The sequence below is a fragment of the Coprococcus sp. AM11-30B genome (assembly GCF_027674365.1).
Taxonomy (GTDB): Bacteria; Bacillota; Clostridia; order Lachnospirales; family Lachnospiraceae; genus Allocoprococcus; species Allocoprococcus comes.
This window is the reverse complement of the sequence record NZ_JAQDVB010000008.1, coordinates 46,635-65,292: the sequence shown is the minus strand read 5'-3', so window position 1 is coordinate 65,292 and position 18,658 is coordinate 46,635. Positions and strand designations below refer to the sequence as shown.

The following is an 18,658-nucleotide window of genomic DNA, read 5'->3' as shown; positions in this document are numbered from 1 at the left end:
GTCTGTTCATCCACATAGCACGGCTTCTGAAGCCCCAATGAATTAATATCACCTTTTAGCTATTGTCCTTAGAAACACTCCAGAAATATTTCCAGAATCTCCTCATGTGTCATCTTCTTATAACTTCCATCCACCAGATAACAAGAATCCGCAATTTCTTTCAGATCCTCTTTTTTCTCCACGCCTACTTCTCGAAGTGTTGTCGGAAGTCCGATCTCTCTGATAAAATCAGCCAATGCCTCTACGCCAGCTTCAGCCATCTCTTCATCGGTACGTCCATTTCTCGGAATTTTCCATACATTTTCCGCAAACCGGGTAAATTTCTTTGCGCCTGCCTGACAGATATGCCGATAATAAACCGGATGCAGCACAGCAAGTCCACATCCATGACTGCAGTTGGTATAAGCACTGATCTGATGCTCCATCTGATGGCATTCAAAATCACATTTTTTGCCGAGCTTGATGATCCGGTTCTCCGCCATGGTAGACAGCCACATCAGATTACTTCTTGCTGTATAATCCTCCGGATTTACCAATGCCGCACGAAGACTTGTTATCACGCCGCGCATCAGAGCTTCCGAAATATCATCTGATACGTTATCCTCGTCCGGCTCACTGAAATAAGTCTCCATAACGTGAGACAGGATATCAAAGCTTCCTGCCACCATCTGTTTTGTCGGAACAGTATAAGTGTAAGTCGGATCCATTAATGCAAATTCCGGATTGCATTTCGGATAATCCCGGTCTGTCTTGATCATGACCTCTTCATTGGTAATGACTGCTCCCCCGTTGCACTCGCTGCCTGTTCCGGACGCTGTTACGATCACACCAAGCGGCATCGGTTCAAAATCCATAACCCCCTTCTTCGCCCAGTACTCATCCCACACATCTTTCTCGCTGACCGCTGCCATGGAAATTGCCTTGCTGCAGTCCATAACCGAGCCTCCGCCGACTGCAAGGATCCAGTCCACCTGTTTTTCCTTTACCAGCTTTGTGCCTTCAAGCACCTTCTTATAAGTCGGATTTTCCATGATCCCCGGAAATTCAATGATCGTTTTCCCGGCTTTTTCAAGTGCTGCTATGACTTCCTCATAAACTCCATTTTTCTTGATCGAGCCGCCGCCATAGGCAAGCAGAACCTTATCCCCATGCACCGCAGCGATTTTCGGCAGATACTCACCGACACATCCTTTCCCGAAATATACTTTCGTTTTATTTTCAAAAATAAAGTTATTCATCCTTTTTCTCCTTTATGTAATTTAAGCAAAATATGTTTCGGCAGATTTTCTTTTTTCAATGATCCATTCCGAAACATCCCTCTTTTGCCACAGATACTTATATTATAGTCCCTGAAAAAATTTATCGTCAACATCTTTCCGGTTTGCGCACATTCCAAAATGGAACCCGCAATTTTCCCTAATGACTTCTTTACATGGTTTTCCATGCCATCATGTAGTTTATACAGGTTTCTCTCCAGCAGTTTTTATTCAATTTGTAACTGTTCAGAGCCAAGCAAAATTTCATAAAACAGGTGTAAAATGCTTGCATTTTTAAGACTGTTTTTGAAATTTTATTTGGCGGATACGCCACACTGACGAAATGCGTAGCATTTTGGAGGTTGGCTCTGAACAGTTACTTCAATTTCAAAAAAGCATGCAAAATAAACAGATATATGGTATGATAGAAAGCAAAAAACAGAAAGTACAGGAGGGTTAACATATGTATATTACATGTCTGGATGTCGAAGGAGTACTTGTACCGGAAATCTGGGTTGCATTTGCAGAAGCAAGTGGAATTCCAGAACTGAAAAGAACCACAAGAGATGAACCTGATTATAACAAACTGATGCGTTGGAGACTGGATACTTTAAAAGCGCATGGTCTCGGAATCAAAGAAATTCAGGAAACAATTTCCAAGATTGATCCGCTTCCGGGCGCAAAAGACTTCCTGGATGAGCTACGTTCCTTCACCCAAGTAATCCTTCTCAGTGATACCTTCACCGAATTTGCAATGCCGCTCATGGAAAAGCTTGATCATCCGACACTTTTCTGCAACAGTCTGGAAATTGCGGAAAATGGTGAGATCACAGACTTCAAGATGCGTGTGGAAAATTCCAAACTAACAACCGTGAAGGCACTGCAGTCCATCGGATTTGAAACAATTGCAAGTGGGGATTCTTACAACGATCTGGGTATGATCCAGGCAAGTAAGGCAGGATTCTTATTCCGTTCAACCGACAAGATCAAAGCGGATTATCCGCAGATCCCGGCCTATGAAACCTATAAAGAGCTGCTTGGCGCAATTAAAGATGCAATGAAATAAAAGATAATTGCATATTGCATGGCGATATGCGTAAAAAACCTTACCGGTTTTCAGTTTTTACATCTTTCTTAAAAAAACTCGAAGAAATAGAGAGGAGGCGGGGCTAAGCCTGATTCGTCATGAACATATATATCAGGCAATCAAAGAAGAACACAAAGAACATAATTATCCAATCGCTGCACTTTGTAAACTTGGCAGAGTTTCCAAAGCCTCTTACTATAAATGGTTACATAGAGAAATTCCTGAAAGTGAACAAAAGAATAGACTTATTGCTGATGAGATAGAAAAGATTCATACAGAGTCACCGGATAAAGGCTATCGAAGGATCAGAGATGATCTGGAACGATATCATGGTATTGATGTAAACGATAAACGTGTGCTACGCATTTGCCGTAAACTTAATATAAAATCAACTATCAAGTATTCTAACAACGGGTGCACAAGACAGGCTGCAAACCCTCAGTATATAGCTGAAAACATACTTAATCGCGAGTTCACTGCCAAAGCACCAAACGAGAAATGGCTCACTGATGTGACAGAATTCCATTATTATATGGGGATGGAAAAACGTAAACTTTATCTAAGTGCAATACTGGATCTATATGATAGACGGATTGTTTCGTATGCTATTCGTGATAAGAACAACAATACTTTGGTGTTTGATACGGTAGACAGTGCTTTACTTAGAAATCCTGGTGCGCAGCCACTGTTTCACAGTGACAGGGGATTTCAATATACAAACAGGATATTTCATACAAAACTTATAAATGCTGGAATAACGCAAAGCATGTCGCGAGTTGCTAAATGTATCGACAATGGACCAATGGAAAAACACAAAATTTACTTGCAAGCTGCATAAAACTGCCAGCAGATAATTTCTACTGGCAGGAAAAATTTATATTTTTTCAATTGTCTACTTGACGGGGAGCAGTTCAGTTCAACAGCCCCATTCCAACTGGTTTTTCATTTCAATTCTGCCAGCACCTGATCATATTCCTTGTCCAGATGATATGCCAACATACAGATTGCAATTAATCCCCATGCCAATATCACTCCGTAAATATACAAATTTTTAATCATTGCGACAGCTTCCACTGTCTCTGTAACACTTCCGGTAAATCCGGATAACTGCATTAACTGGCCGATTGCCCAGCCTGCCACACCCCCACCAAATTTTTGTCCGACCGTAAAGGTGGAAAATATCAGCGCATGTACACGAATGCCAGTTTTCCAATGTCCATAATTAATTACATCTGCCAGCATGGTAAAAGTGAGTCCGTTAATCGGAGCCTCTCCGAGTCCTCGAATAATGGAAGCAGCTAAAACCAACTTCATATTTTCCGGATTAATCATTAGAATAATCTGCGCAGCAATACATATGATGGCTCCTCCCAAGACCAGATTACGCTTTCCAAACTTCTTAATCAATGGCGCCATACAGATGATTCCAAGAATCCACGGAATTTTTTCACACGTCTGCATAACCCCCATAATTTCTGCATTTCCAAGCACATACTGCGCATAATAAGTAGATACTGTTCCATTGACATTCTGATACAGAGCAAGTGCCATTACCATCAAGAACATAATGATAAAATATTTATTCTGTGCAGCAGCTTTCAGACGAACTCGAAATGGAAGATTTTCTGCTTCTGCTGCCGCTTCCGTATGAAAACGTTCCTTTGTTCCTAAAAAGGTCCACATTAGCATTCCAAACGCAATAATTCCATATACCGCCGTTACTATAATCCATGCCCTCTGATCTCCACCAAGAAAGTTAATCAGTGGCAGTGATAAGGCGGTTACAATCATGTTGCTGACAGGCGACATAGACATTCTGAAAATATTTAATTTAGCCAGATCCTCTTCATCATTTGTCATCAACGGCGCCATTGCCGAATATGGAAGATTTAATGCCGTGTAGACAACTGTCGTACACAAATTATAAGTAACAAAGATATAGATTGCCTGTACCATTTTGCCCGCATGCGATGGGACTGCAAATAGTGCCGTAGCTGAAACCGCATACGGCGCGGCCATCCACAGAATCCACGCTCTTGCTTTTCCATGTCTGGAATTAATCTTATCCATCAATTGGGCAATCAAAAGATCTGAGACACCGTCAAACACTCTAGATACCAGCAGGATCGTACCTACTACTCCTGCTGATACTCCGATTACATTTGTATAAAAATATACGATAAGACCAGATGTAAGTGCATATACTACATTACATGCAACATCTCCCATACCATAAGCTATTTTTTCTGATATGCTTGTCTTCATATACATTCCCCACTTATTTTCCATTCCGCTTATTTAAATCCTCAATAATCTGCGGATACATTTTATCAAGTTTGTAAAATTTTAACAATATAATATTCAATACTCCGACAACAAACGGAACTGCGATAAACAACAGTTTAATTGCAAGTACTGCAGATCCTGCCTGTGTATCAGCAAATGAAAGTGTTCCATCATATTTACTGAAATTGAGTACCCATCCGATGACTGCCGTAACAATACCTGCCGCAATTGTTCCTACAAATCCCTGCATACTGAATGTCAGCCCTTCGACACGAATTTTCGTTTTCCATTCTCCATATTCAACTGCATCACTTACCATTGCAGAAGACACTGCAAGTAGGAAGCAATATCCCACGCCACGCATAGCAGCTGTGATTATCAGTACTGTTGTATTTTCTGTAAATGGTAAAAGTATCACATAGCTGACACAGATAATCATCCATCCAAACATCGTAGTCTTTCCTTTTCCATACTTCTTCACAACCAGATGTACAAAGAAAAAGGTTGCAATTGCAGGAACGATATAAGCCGTATTCAATATGCTGATCATACTGCTATTATGAAGAACCGCTTTACTATAATATGTGTTTACCGTACTGATGGCCTGAAAGAAGATATTGATACAAATGGATATCACCATCAGCATGTGCCAGTATTTGTTTTTCAACACTGCTTTTACTCCGTCAACAACACGAATCTTTTCTGTCTTCGTCTCTTCATTTTCATGAATTCTCTCTTTACATCCTGCAAAGCATAAGAAGAACAGAATTGCCGCAATGACACCAAATATTCCGTATACGATACTCCATGCTTTTCTCGCCCCCACATATTCCGTTATAAAGTCTACCAGTGGAAGAGTTCCTGCTGTAACAAGAAGACTCGCAATCTGTGCAAACAACTGACGGAAGATATTCAACAGTGTTCTCTGATACTGGTCTTTGGTCATCATTGTAGCCATAGATCCATATGGAATATTAATCAGAGAATAGACGCTCATCATTGCATTATATGCAATGAATACATAAATAATCTGGTACAGCTTTGCTACATCCGGAACTGCAAATATTGCAAATGTTACGATTCCAAACGGAACAGCAAACCACAAAAGCCATGGCCTTGCCTTTCCGTATTTGGAATGCGTATTATCGATCAGCCATCCGGTAAGAAGTGCAACAACTGCGTTGATCACCCTGGCAATCAGAAAAATGACTCCAATTGTTGCCGCATTGATATTTACCACATCAGTGTAATAGAACATTAAGAACGTTCCCGTAGATGCCCAGATAATATTACTTGCCGCATCACCACAGCCATAGGCCATCTTCTCTTTCAGACCAAGTTTCTTCCCTATTGTGTCCATCACTTCATTCCTCCTATCTAACGTTTATCATATTCTTTTCATCTGATACAGTACACAGCCATGGCTTTCTACTTCTTCTGTTCCTTCTGTTCCTTCTGTTACCTTTTTTCCTGACCAGATTTCTTTTGCATCTTTTCGAAGATATCGCTCTGTCAATTTACCTGGAATTTCTTTCTTTTCATCTGATACGTTAAAGATTGCAATATATGTACTTTCCTTATTTTCACCTGACCAGACGATCCATTCATCATCTCTGTACTCCTGTCTTTGTCCTTCCAATGTGCGATGCATTTCATTTACCTCTGTATTCGTCAGCAGTGAAAGAGTCCAGGCATCCAGATCAGCCAGTTCCCCGCCATACATTAGTGGCGACTGGAAGATAGACCATAATGTAATCATTGTCTTTTGTTCCGGTTTCGTAAAGCAAGTCATACGGTCTGCCTTTCCACGCTCACCGGAACGGATTCCAATATGTCCAAGCGGAAGCATATCGCAATCAGGCCAGTTTCCTTTACGGATAAATGGCGACCAATAATTACAACGATCGAACATATCATAGAGCAATTCCCACTCATCCCAGAAATCGTCTGTAAGTCTCCACATATTGGCATTCTTTTGGAGAAAGCTTCCATCCTGAAGTCTTGCCGGTCCCGGTGAAAGGGAAAGTACAATCTCCCGTCCCGTTTTATCAATGGCCTTTCGAATACCTTCAATCTCTTTTCTATGAGAATCTCTGTAAATCGTTGAATATGCAATGTCATCTACCTTAATGAAATCAACTCCCCATGAAGCATACAGTTCCATAAGAGAATCATAATATAACTGTCCTTCCGGAATTGACATATCCACTCCATACATATCTGAATTCCATGGACAAATGCTGTTAACAGCAATCTGATCTGCTGTCTTATCCGTTCCTTTGATATGCATTCTTCCATGAACAGCCTGTCTTGGTATTCCCCTTAAAATGTGAATACCGAATTTCAACCCTAATTGGTGTACATATTCAGCAAGTGGTGCAAACCCAACTCCATCTGCTGAACTTGGAAAACGATTTTCAGCCGGAAGCACACGACTATATTCATCTATCTTCAAATCCGCAAACTTGCGATATGCTGCTGACTCAGCTCCTGGCTCGTACCACTGAATATCTACAACCACATAGTTCCATCCATATTTCTTAAGCTTTTCAGCCATAATATCTGCATTTCTTTTTACTTCTTCTTCTGTAACAGACGCTCCATATACATCCCAGCTGTTCCATCCTTTTGGTGGTGTTTTTGCAAATTCTAACATATCTCTTTCCTTACCTTTCCATTTTATTTTAGGGTGCACAAAATACAGGTCACCTTTTACAAACTGACTTCTTTCTTCTAATAACTATAGCTTTTTACTTTTCTGTGAATTTGAATCGATTCGTTTCCTGTCTGAATTTTTAGATTATTTTTTTCTTTTCTTTCTCTTGTCTATATTGATATCATATACTATAATCTTATTACCATGTTAGTCACTTTTGTTGGATAACTTATAAATTTTGTCGGAAATTGTAGTTTAATAAAAGCAAAAATTTTGTATCTATCGAATATAAATATACAAATTACCGAAAGGAGATCCTATGGAATTAGAAAAATTAAATCTGTACAGAGACACCAGCTGGAATGATATAAAACTTCGTTTCTGCGGTCATTCAGAATGTCTGCCGCTTCATTACTACGGACCTGGAACAAGACCCTATTATCTCATGCATTTTGTTCTTTCCGGGAAGGGACGTCTTGTTGTTAATAAAACAGAATATCTTATTGAAGAAAAACAGATTTTTTTGATTGAACCGGATCAGATGGTCTTCTATCAGGCCGATAAGGAGAATCCATGGACTTATTCGTGGGTTGGCTTCAATGGCAAACTCGCTCCATACTTCATGCATCGTCTTGGATTCGGTTATCCGTCCCTCACAAAAGGACTTTCTACAGAAGTCTTTGAGGAAATCAAGGATCTCCTTGAGATTCTGATTTCCATAAAAAATGATAGTACAAAAAATGATCTGTATACCAATGGCATTCTTCTCCTTCTTCTTTCAAAAGTTGGTACTTTTATCGAGAACTCCAAAGAGCTTCCCGAAAGAAAAAGTCGTCAGAATTCAGAAAGTCATGTACAGCGAGCAATTTCTATTGTAGAAGATTTCTACGGACGAGACCTGACAGTTCAGTATATTGCAGACAAACTGAATCTGAATCGATCCTATCTCTCAGAAATCTTTTCAAAGCAGATGGGTGTTCCATTGAAAAAATATATACTGGATTTTCGCATCACCCAGAGTGAAGAATTTCTTTTTACTTCTGACTGGTCCGTGGACTATATCAGTCAGATCTGTGGATTCAGTTCGCCTTCTTATTTTTCAAAAATATTTAAAGAATACCACGGAATTTCTCCTACAGAATATAGAAAAAACCGTCACAAACGCGAACGCCAAATTGTTCTGGTAAAATAAGGGGCTGTCGCACTAAATTGGTAAGGTTTCTCTTTTTTATGCAATATAAAATAATGTCCGGTGATTACAAACACAGCCTCTGCACACTGCACTTCTCATATGCAAACAATGCAGCTCCAAGCGCACCACAAAGCTGTGCCTCGTCGCAAATATACAATTTCGCATCCAGCTTTTCTTCCAGTGCTTTGATGATTCCAGGATTCTTTGCCACTCCGCCTGTCATCATATATTCTCCCGGATTCTTTTTCCCAAGACGTGCCGCCAGTGCTCCTACTTTCGAAGCAACCGACACATTCAGACCATGGATGATATCTGCCACATCTTTATTCTGAGCCACAAGTGATACCACCTCTGACTCAGCGAACACCGTACACATACTGGAAATCACAATATTTTCCTTCCATTCCAATCCTTTTGTACTCATCTCTTCAAGAGAAAGTCCCAAAGTCCGTGCCATCATTTCCAGAAACCTTCCGGTTCCTGCCGCACATTTGTCATTCATTAGGAAATTCTTTACTGCGCCATTTTCATCGATGCTGATCGCCTTGATATCCTGTCCGCCGATATCGATCACCGTCCGCACATTCGGGTTCAGGTAATGCGCACCTTTGGCATGACAGGTGATCTCTGTAATACTGTCATCCCCGCTTTCAATATAAGCACGTCCATATCCCGTCGTGACAATTCTAACGATTTCTTCTTTCTTAATTCCTGCCTTCTCTACGGCAAGATCCAGGCTTTTCTCCGCACTCATCATCGCTCCGCCGCCTGTCGGAATGATCATCGTAGATTTAATTTTTCCGTCCTGATCCAGAATCACAACGTCTGTACTTGTAGAGCCACTGTCGATCCCTGCTACATAATATATTCCTGACTCCATCTTTTTTCTTGCCTCCTCACTGATTCCTTTTCCCGGATCCATGTCTTCCGATCCTTCAATCGTTTCTGCAAATGCCTGGATTCTCGTCAGTAACTGTCCAGCGCTCTGACTTGTAAAATCCGTCTCGATTTTCAGAAGCGGTACTTTGATATTCTTTTTAATGCTCGCATATTCAAATCCATAATAATCACAGAATTTGATCGTATGATAAATAATTCCCTTCAAGTTTGGATCCAGATACAGCTGATTTCTCCGAGTGTTGTTATTCATTCGGAAACATGGGATCTGGCAAAGCAGGGCATCCGCATAAGCCAGAAACATTTTTTCTTCATCCATCTGTCTCATCTGCTCCGGAACAACTGCAAGCTGTCTTCCACCGGTGCAGGTAAGATTGTCCACGTCCATCTGAATATTATCCCGGATCATTTTTTCAAGAATACCCGTTACACGCACACCCATCAGACCAATGTATGGCTTCATTTCTGTCTCATTTTCTGTAAATGAATTTAAAAATGCTTCCTTATCAAATGTTTTTCCGGAAAATTTTTCGTATGCTTTTTTCAGGCGCATGATTGCCTGTGCATACTTTACCTTCTCACATTCATTATCCTCATGCGGAAGATCCAGCATATATAAAAAATTGCATTTTCCGGTACTCTCTACAATATCATAAACTCTCCGGGCAGAATCACAGCAGTTCACAAGTACAAGCTGCTTAACCTTTCCTTCCAGAACTGCCTGAATCACAGATTTCCCAAAACCGCACAGATTTGCGTGTGCGATCTGATCCGACATTTCAAAGTTCTCCGGCATTTCCTCCAGTACGGCACACTCTTCTCCAAATGCATTCAATAACTCTACCGGCGTATATTTACAGACATAATGTATCATCTGACCCAGCCCCCTTTCCGTGATTTGCGGCATATTTTTCTGCTTTATTTACCTTCAGCATCTCCATATAAGCCTGAAGTCTTGTAGAAATCTGTCCATCACTGCTGTTTGCCGGATTACATCCATCTCCATCAAGGATCATGGTTGGAATCCCTGCTTCCTCAAGCGATCCTTTGATCAGACTGGAAGCTCCGATCGTACCTTTGCATCCCCAATGAGTAAAAAGGATTCCTCCATCCACATTTGTCTGCGCCGCAAGCTCTTTTGCCTTCTGGATTCTCTGCTTGACGCTTCCATTGTAAATGCAGTTCACCATCTTTTCTGCCATGGACTCATACGGATCTTCATAATGTGTCTTCTGAAATCCGTCTGCCACAAAGTCACAGGCACTGATATGAATCTGGTCACTGTAATTGAAAATATCCTTTACCGGTTCCTGCAAAAATGGCATCATATGCATCCAGAGAATATGCAGACCTTCGCTCTTCGGTGCCTTTTTCACATCTTCCAGAAGCAATTTCGTATACTTGACTGCCTCCTGCGAACCCGCCATGAGGTGGCACATGAAAATCGCGTACAGCTCATTGGTCAGGCTCGTGACCGGATCATGTTCTTTGCGCAGTGCCAGCTGTTCATGATAATATGCGGCTGCCTGGTTACTGTTATTGACCGCCTGCCGTACTGCCTCTTCGGAAATCTTCTTTCCAGTAACATCTTCTAAAAATGCTTTCAACTCCCGGAGCTGATCTGCCACATATTTTACAGAATCTTCGTTCTTGTCATATGGTACATCTATAAAAAATCCCGGAAGCATATTTTTCTGCTTCAGATACGGGAAGGTCATCATATTGCTGTCACATGCCAGATTTGTGTAGATCATACATTTTGGCTTTGGCACAAGTCCGGATAGTGCCGCTCCAAGGAAAACTCTGTGATAGGAGCACATCGTTTCCGGAAATCCCTCTTCTTCTGTTTTTCTCAAAAATGTCTGCTCACATCTTGTTCCTGCGATAAAGCAGGACATTGCTTCTACCGAATACGGAGTCAGCCCTGCCGCCGTCAAAAGCTCTCCCGGAACAAAGATGCTGACCATCGCTGAATTTTCAGGCTTTGAAAGTGCCTGGATGATATTTTTCATAACAATTCTTGCTACATACTGTCCCGACTTGGGCAGCTTTTTATCTGAAAAAAAGAGCAGTCGTTTCTCCTGAAGTCGATATCCTGTAAGAAGAAGCCTGCGCGCCTTCCCGGGATCCTCCAGAGACATACTGCTCACTGCGTTACCAAATTTTTGTATAATGTCCATTATAGAATTCCTCTCTGTTTTGCCTTTACTTGCTGTCTGATATATTATAGCAGTTGTGTCGGGAAAGTAAAGAGGAATCTATTGACTTCAACGGAACCAATGGAACGTACTTTTTTCAAGATATAATATCTGCTCTTCTATCTCTTACTCAAATTTAATAGCTATCTCAAGAAATTTTCATTGACTCTCGAGTGCGCTTCTATGATATGATGATACCATGGTCCAAAGTATAACAATTATTATTTCTTTACTTCCGGACTTCTTCCATACTTGCTTTACGGAAAAATTCCGCGAATATCAAATCATTACAAAGGAGATTTTTATCATGAGAGAAACTATTTTGGGCAATCATCTGCAAAAAATTCCTTCCATTGCAGTCGGATGCATGCGACTTTCTGAAAAATCGAAGAAGGAAATGAACCATTTCATTCACTCTGCATTGGAACAGGGCGCATATTTCTTCGATCATGCGGATATCTATGGCGGCGGTATGAGCGAGACTGTGTTCGGCGAAGCCTTTGCCGGCGATCCATCCCTGAAACGGGAAGATATTTACCTGCAATCAAAATGCGGCATCCGGCAAGGTTATTATGATCTCTCAAAAGAGCACATTTTGAAATCCGTCGATGGTATTTTAAAACGGCTTCAGACAGATTATCTCGATCTTCTGCTGCTTCACCGTCCGGATGCACTCGTAGAACCGGAAGAGGTTGCTGCCGCATTTGATGTTCTGTTTGAGAGCGGAAAGGTCCGCCATTTTGGTGTTTCAAACCACAAACCGATGCAGATTGCACTACTGCAGAAGTATGTCTGCCAACCGCTCGTTGTCAACCAGGTTCAATTCAGCATTCCGGTTTCCAATCTTGTTGCAAATGGCATGGAAGTCAATATGGAAACCCCCGGTTCAATTGACCACGACGGAAGTTTGCTCGACTACTGCCGCCTACACGATATCACCCTCCAGGCCTGGTCACCATTTCAGATGCCGGCATGGAAAGGATGCTTTCTCGGAAGTGACGAATACCCGGAACTGAATCAAAAGCTTCACGTACTGGCTGAAAAATATAATGTCAGCGACACTACCATTGCGGCTGCGTGGATTTTACGCCACCCGGCAAATATGCAAATCATTACCGGAACTGCAAGTGAAAGCCGCCTGAAAGAAATTATCGCAGCATGTGAGATAACACTGACTCGTGAAGAATGGTATGAGCTGTACCTGGCTGCAGGTCATCCGCTTCCATAAGGATTTTCGGCATTATATTTCTGATTTTATATTCTTGCTGACTTATGCTATTACCCGCACCGTTGGTGCGGGTAATTCTATTTCCGGAATAAACAGACAGTTAGCAAACTGAAGCTGCTTTATCAGTTGGCCACGATTTTCTAAGTGCCACATAGGAAATCGCAAAATTGGCAAACCAGCCAGCCGGTACGGCAAGCCAGACAAATTCGATACCAAAACGAGGTGCAAAAATCAAAGCAACTGCCAGACGGATTGCAAGGTTTACCATATTGGCAACGAGAAACGGGCGCATAACACCAAGTCCACGGAGTACTCCATCTGTTGCCATCTTGATACCCATAAAAATGAAAAAGTAACCAAGCCATCTCATATAATCCCCGGACACCTGATATGCCAGGGCGGTTCCGTCTTTCCCCAGGAATAACGAGGAAATCTGGGTATGCAGCGTTTCAATGACTATAAAAGCAAGAACTGCAAAACATAAATCCAAAACCAGTGCCGCATGATATCCTTTTTTGATACGTTCCATTTTCTTTGCGCCAAAATTCTGGGAAACATACGGTGAAACTGCATTTCCAATGGATACAAAGATCAGTGAAAAAACGTTCTCTACCCGCATCGTTGCCGAATAACCGGCAAGTGCCTGTGTACCGAATGGATTTACAACTGCCTGTACGATCATCATGCCAATTGACACTGTAGACTGCTGAAGAACAGATGGCACAGCGATCCGAAGCATGGAATGCAATTCCTTCCCGTCAAACCAGTCAAAATGGCTTTTATATCGACGCATCCGGCTAAAGAAAATCAAAAGTGAAAACACTGCCGAAATCCCCTGCGCAATGAGGGTTGCAAGAGCTGCACCAAATACCCCCAAACCAAGTCCGGCCACCATCCAGAGATCCATAAAAATATTCAAAATAGAAGAAAATATCAACAGTCCCAATGGAATCTTTGATTCACCGATCGAGGTAAACATCGTTGAAAGGATGTTATACATAAACAGAAACGGAAATCCCACAAAATAAACACGAAGGTACAGTACTGCTTCATCCAGTATATCAGCAGGTGTCTGTAATAAACTCATCATCGAATGGGAAAAACAAAAGCCAAATATACCCAGAAGTACGCTTAGAATCAGGAAGCTGATCAATGATGTTGACACGATTGTTTTCATTTTACTATAATCTCTGGCTCCAAAATAACGGCTCACGAGCACTCCTGCACCTACACCGGCACCCAATGCTATACAAATGAAGACATTCGTAAGTGCGGCGCAGGCACCGACTGCCGCCAGTGCAGACGAACCAACAAACTGACCTACGATAATAGAATCAGCCATATTATATACTTGTTGAAAAAAGCTGCCTAAAATCATAGGCATTGCAAAAACAGTTAATGCTTTAAGAGGCGCATCTGTAATTAAATATTCATCTTTTGACATTCTCCAGTTCCTCCTACTGTTTATTTTTTTCGTACTTCCTCAATTCCTCCAGTGCCTCTCCACCCATAGGATACAAAGTCACAATATTAAAAATCGTCATAAGTCCGATTCCCACATCGCCAAGATCCCATACAATATGATAAGCCGCAATTCCTCCGATAAAGAGCATCACAAGTGCAAGGATTTTATATGCTGTCTGCCAGCACCACTTATCCCCTAAAAGATATGCCACATTTCCTCTTGCATAAAACAGGATTCCAAGAAACGTTGAAAAGCTGAAAAGGAACAACGTAACCGCAATAAAGATCACGCCAAATTTACCGAGATGATAATTCATTGCTGTCTGCAAAAGCTCCATTCCTTCCAGTCCTGCTATCATCTTTTCCGGTACAAGAAGCATGATCATCGCCGTACAGCTGCAGATCACAATTGTATCTATAAATACACCCAATGCCTGTATAAATCCTGCTTTTACAGGCGTATCACATTCTGCAGCCGCAGCTGCGCATGGTGCTGATCCCGAACCCGCTTCGTTGGAAAATAACCCTCTTTTTACACCATTCATAAGAACTGCTCCGAACCCTCCGGCTGCTGCCTGACGGATCCCAAACGCTTCCTGGAGAATCCGCTCAAATACACCCGGAAGGCTTCGGATATTCAATAAGATAATGACTATCGTAATCACAAAATAGCAGACTGCCATGATTGGAACCAGAATATCCAACACCTTTACTGTGGCATTTTTTCGCAGTACGATCACTGCCGCAACGGCTACCAGAATCACCGTCGTTAAAATTGGCGGAATCCCAAATGCATTTTCAAAAGAAGATGCAACCGAATTACTGATCACCTGACTGATCCCGGCCCAGCAGATAAGCCCTGAGATTGCAAAGAGCACCGCAATACAGACATGTTTCTTTGTCTTTCCTGTCCGTCTCTCTACATAATGATGCATATAATATGCCGGACCTCCGCGGTAGCCTCCGTAAAGCGGATCTTTCTCTTTATAAAGCTGTGCAAGCGTTGCCTCGATAAAAGCGGTTGAAGAACCGATGACTGCTGTGATCCACATCCAGAATACCGCACCGGCACCGCCTGCGGAAACGGCAGCGACTACTCCTACCAGATTTCCCATTCCGACTCTTGTTGCAGTTGAGACGATCAGTGTCTGAAAAGTCGACAGACTGCCATCTTCCTTCTTTTTCCCGGTAAGCGCGCGAACCATATCTCCAAAAAGACGAACCGGCAAAAATCTTGTTCTTATCGTAAAATAGATTCCTGTGGGAATCAGTAAAATAATAAGCAGTGACACACCAAAAGAGGAGCCTCCCGGAAGTGGTATCCTTAAAAGATCTCCCCATAAAAATTGGTATACTGCCTGAATCCATGTAGTTATCATTTCTCTTGTTTCCTTTTCTTTAAATTATTGTTCTCGTTTATCTTATCACAAAGCTATTCTTTAAAATACAAAAAACACGGAAATATTCCGTGTTTTTTGTATTGACATCCTCTTTTTAGATTATTCTCCCCAGCGAAGTCCTTTTCCGGCTTCTACTGCCTTATCATAAATCACTTTTGCTGCTACCAGATCCTGCGCAGCAACTCCTACAGTTTCATATACGATAATTTCTTCGTCATTTTCACGTCCTTTGATCTTTCCATTGATCACATCTCCAAGACTTCCAAGCACATCCTCTTCTGTAATGATTCCGTCTGCGATCGGAATCAGAAGATCCCCCGTTTCTGAAAGTGCCGCCTCTTTTGAATCACAAATGATCTTAGATGCTCTCGGCAGAACAGCCGGATCCAGCTCATGCTTGTGCGGTTCATAGGTACCTACGCAGCTGATGGTTGCACCGGCTTTTACCTTTGTCCCGTCAAATACCGGTTTTGCCGAAGGCGTCACTGTGATGATCAGATCTGCATCTTCAATACAGTCATCCGAATCCTTGGCCGGTATGATTGTTGCACCGTATTTAGCCAGTTCCTTCTGCATTTCTTCGGCAAATGCTTTGCATCTTTCTTCATTCAGGTCAAAGATCTTTACTTCTTCCAGCTTTCTTGCTGCGAGCATTGCCTCAAGCTGAGCTGCTGCCTGTCCCCCTGTACCGATCATTGCACCTTTTTTACATTCCTTTTTTCCAAGCAGATCGAATGCTGCACCGGAAGAAGCCCCCGTACGAAGCTGTGTCACATAAGTTCCATCCAGCATCGCGATCACATATCCCGTCTTTCCGTCGATCAGCATGGTCTGCGCCGGTGATGTCATCAGATTGTTATCGATATTGTGTGGAAAAATGTTGATCACCTTCATGGCTGCCGCATCTAATTCCGGAGCATAGGCCGGCATAAACAGAAATGCGCCGTCATATTTTCCATTGATGACTGTACGAAGCGGTGTATCTACCGTACCATCGACAACCATCTTAAATGCCTGCTTATCCGCTTCGATCATATCTTTCATTGTAATTACACTTTTAATATCCTCTTTTGAAAGCAATAACATACCCGTTCTCTCCTTATCCATACCAATACTTTTATTCGTGATGATATCCGTAGTCTGCATCCAGTGCCCATGGCTGCATTGCACCGCCTTCTTCTGCCGGTCTGCAGTTCTGTGCGTAAATATTTAAAACACCCTTCTGCTGCTTAAGCGGCGGACGTACCCAGGATTTTCTTCTTTCTGCTAAAATCTCATCGGATACGAGAAGATTGACGGTTCCCCCTGCAATGTCCATCTCAATTTCATCACCATTTTCGATCAAAGCGATCACACCGCCGTCATAAGCTTCCGGAGAAACATGTCCGACGATTGCTCCGTAGTTGAATCCGGAGAAACGCGCGTCTGTGATAAGCCCGACCTTTTTATCAAGTCCAAGTCCGATCAGCGCATCGATACTAAGCATCAGCTCTTTCATACCCGGTGCTCCTTTACAGCCTTCATAGCGGATAACAAGAATGTCCCCCGCAACAATCTCGCCTGCCATAATGGCTCTATATGCATCCTGATCGCATTCATACACTTTTGCCGCACCTTTGATGTATTTTACTTCTTCATATACTGCTGTCGGACGTACGATCGCCCCTGCCGGAGAAATATTTCCCCGCATGATTTTAAGTCCCGGTTCTTTTGCTACAGGATCTTCCAGCGAATGAATGACTTTATTTGGCGCGCTTTTCACAGAATCGAGGAGTTCACCCCAAGTTGTATCCCCGTAAATCGTCGGCGCATCGGTATGGATTTTACCGGCAAGCTGCTTCATGACCTGCTTTACACCGCCGGCATAATGAAAATCTACAACTGTATACGGTCCGCTTGGAATCACTGCATTGATGCAGTAAATTTCCTTCGCATACTTTTCAAAATCTGCCAGTGTAAGCTTGATACCAAGTTCATATGCGTATGCCAGGATATGCAGTACCGCATTGGTAGATCCTGCAACCGCCATATCAAACATGATCGCATTTTCCAGAACATCTTTGGTGATCAGATCTTTTGGTGTCTTTCCGGATTTGGCAAGCTGTACCATGTATTTTCCTGCTGTTCTTGCAGCACGAAGTCTTGCATTATCTGATGCAGGAATCGTAGATGTTCCCGGCATAACAAGGTTCAATACCTCACCTAACATCTGCATCGTGTTCGCTGTTCCCATAGAAGGGCATGCACCAAAAGACGGGCAGACGCTTTCTTCCATTTCAAATAGCTCAGCTTCGGAAGCACCTGAGAATCTTGCCGCATCCAGATCTGCCTCTACAACTGTCTTACCACAATAATTTCCGGCCTGCATTGATCCCCCGGTCACTACCAGGGCCGGAATATCCAGTCTGCACGCTGCCAGATAACATCCGGCAATGATCAGATCACAGGATGCCACACAGCAGATCGCATCGAAATTATGTATTCTGGATACAAATTCGATGGACATTGCCACGATATCTCTTCCTACCTGCTCATACTTCATCTCATCCGCACCATTTGCAACATTTCCGCAAGTAGCCGGGATTCCAAATTCTACCGGGATTCCTCCTGCTGCCCAGATTCCCTCTTTTACAGCTTCTGTCACCTGGCGAAGATGCGCAGTTCCGGGAGAACCTGCCATGTAAGAATTCGGTATTCCGATATGCGGTTTCTGACGGATATCTTCATCCGAATATCCTGCCGCCTTCATCATAACACGGCGGTGTGCCGCTTCTGTTCCGTTCCAGTAATTGTATCCCATTATTCTTCTCCTTTAATTCATGATACACTTAAACTCCTTTAAATTTCATTCCCCTGTTCTATGCTATTCCAGTTTCCGGTCATTGAAAAGTCTGTAAAACTGATATCAGACTTCACTTTTTCTTAATACATTGTTAACTCTTTGATTTGCGCTTATATTTTCACTTTTTCTTATGTTTGATTTTAAAAAAATTT

14 protein-coding genes are annotated in these 18,658 nt (G+C 42.3%); 4 read left to right on the top strand and 10 right to left on the bottom strand.

The window, feature by feature from the left end:
• Positions 1-68: 68 nt before the first annotated feature.
• Positions 69-1,238 (bottom strand): iron-containing alcohol dehydrogenase, encoded by a 1,170-nt coding sequence (locus PGU50_RS06930; protein WP_118198613.1) that lies wholly within the window; start codon positions 1,236-1,238, stop codon positions 69-71.
• 481 nt (positions 1,239-1,719) lie between these two features.
• Between PGU50_RS06930 and thrH the strand changes: the two genes are divergently transcribed.
• Positions 1,720-2,322 (top strand): bifunctional phosphoserine phosphatase/homoserine phosphotransferase ThrH, encoded by a 603-nt coding sequence (thrH, locus tag PGU50_RS06925; RefSeq protein ID WP_118198611.1) that lies wholly within the window; start codon positions 1,720-1,722, stop codon positions 2,320-2,322.
• Between the two features lie 61 nt (positions 2,323-2,383).
• Positions 2,384-3,181, top strand: coding sequence for an IS3 family transposase (locus PGU50_RS06920; protein ID WP_117824416.1), 798 nt, complete (start codon positions 2,384-2,386; stop codon positions 3,179-3,181).
• 104 nt (positions 3,182-3,285) lie between these two features.
• Here PGU50_RS06920 and PGU50_RS06915 read toward each other — a convergent pair whose 3' ends face one another.
• The 3 genes from PGU50_RS06915 to PGU50_RS06905 are packed head-to-tail and all read right to left on the bottom strand — an operon-like array spanning position 3,286 to position 7,285.
• A complete protein-coding gene (locus PGU50_RS06915; RefSeq protein WP_172679828.1) occupies positions 3,286-4,608 on the bottom strand; it encodes an MFS transporter in 1,323 nt (440 codons plus the stop codon).
• A 13-nt stretch (positions 4,609-4,621) separates the two neighbouring features.
• Entirely contained in the window at positions 4,622-5,989 is a 1,368-nt protein-coding gene (locus PGU50_RS06910) for an MFS transporter (protein ID WP_055296558.1), read from the bottom strand.
• A 27-nt stretch (positions 5,990-6,016) separates the two neighbouring features.
• Positions 6,017-7,285 carry a glycoside hydrolase family 27 protein gene (locus PGU50_RS06905; RefSeq protein WP_055296556.1) on the bottom strand — a complete coding sequence of 423 codons (1,269 nt, stop codon included), beginning with the start codon at positions 7,283-7,285 and terminating at the stop codon, positions 6,017-6,019.
• Between the two features lie 319 nt (positions 7,286-7,604).
• On the opposite strand from PGU50_RS06905, the gene PGU50_RS06900 reads away from it, so the two are divergent.
• Positions 7,605-8,477: an AraC family transcriptional regulator gene (locus tag PGU50_RS06900; protein ID WP_270246509.1), complete on the top strand. Its 873-nt coding sequence runs from the start codon at positions 7,605-7,607 to the stop codon at positions 8,475-8,477.
• Between the two features lie 64 nt (positions 8,478-8,541).
• Here PGU50_RS06900 and PGU50_RS06895 read toward each other — a convergent pair whose 3' ends face one another.
• Both PGU50_RS06895 and PGU50_RS06890 read right to left on the bottom strand, forming a co-directional pair.
• Positions 8,542-10,248 (bottom strand): acyl-CoA dehydratase activase, encoded by a 1,707-nt coding sequence (locus PGU50_RS06895; RefSeq protein WP_270246508.1) that lies wholly within the window; start codon positions 10,246-10,248, stop codon positions 8,542-8,544.
• Positions 10,229-11,554, bottom strand: coding sequence for a 2-hydroxyacyl-CoA dehydratase subunit D (locus PGU50_RS06890; protein ID WP_008368701.1), 1,326 nt, complete (start codon positions 11,552-11,554; stop codon positions 10,229-10,231). Before PGU50_RS06890 ends, PGU50_RS06895 begins: the two co-directional genes overlap by 20 nt.
• Positions 11,555-11,879: 325 nt before the next feature.
• Here PGU50_RS06890 and PGU50_RS06885 point away from each other — a divergent pair, with 325 nt between their 5' ends.
• Positions 11,880-12,800, top strand: a complete 921-nt coding sequence (locus tag PGU50_RS06885; RefSeq protein WP_270246507.1) for an aldo/keto reductase — start codon at positions 11,880-11,882, stop codon at positions 12,798-12,800.
• A 100-nt stretch (positions 12,801-12,900) separates the two neighbouring features.
• On the opposite strand, the gene PGU50_RS06880 is transcribed toward PGU50_RS06885, so the two are convergent.
• From PGU50_RS06880 to ilvD, 4 genes are all read right to left on the bottom strand, one after another.
• Positions 12,901-14,244, bottom strand: a complete 1,344-nt coding sequence (locus PGU50_RS06880) for an MATE family efflux transporter (protein WP_195255324.1) — start codon at positions 14,242-14,244, stop codon at positions 12,901-12,903.
• A gap of 13 nt (positions 14,245-14,257) precedes the next feature.
• Positions 14,258-15,643, bottom strand: a complete 1,386-nt coding sequence (locus tag PGU50_RS06875; protein WP_118198607.1) for an alanine/glycine:cation symporter family protein — start codon at positions 15,641-15,643, stop codon at positions 14,258-14,260.
• Positions 15,644-15,763: 120 nt separating this feature from the next.
• Positions 15,764-16,750: an ornithine cyclodeaminase family protein gene (locus tag PGU50_RS06870; RefSeq protein WP_195502557.1), complete on the bottom strand. Its 987-nt coding sequence runs from the start codon at positions 16,748-16,750 to the stop codon at positions 15,764-15,766.
• 31 nt (positions 16,751-16,781) lie between these two features.
• Positions 16,782-18,464: a dihydroxy-acid dehydratase gene (ilvD, locus tag PGU50_RS06865; RefSeq protein ID WP_195502558.1), complete on the bottom strand. Its 1,683-nt coding sequence runs from the start codon at positions 18,462-18,464 to the stop codon at positions 16,782-16,784.
• Positions 18,465-18,658: the final 194 nt, after the last annotated feature.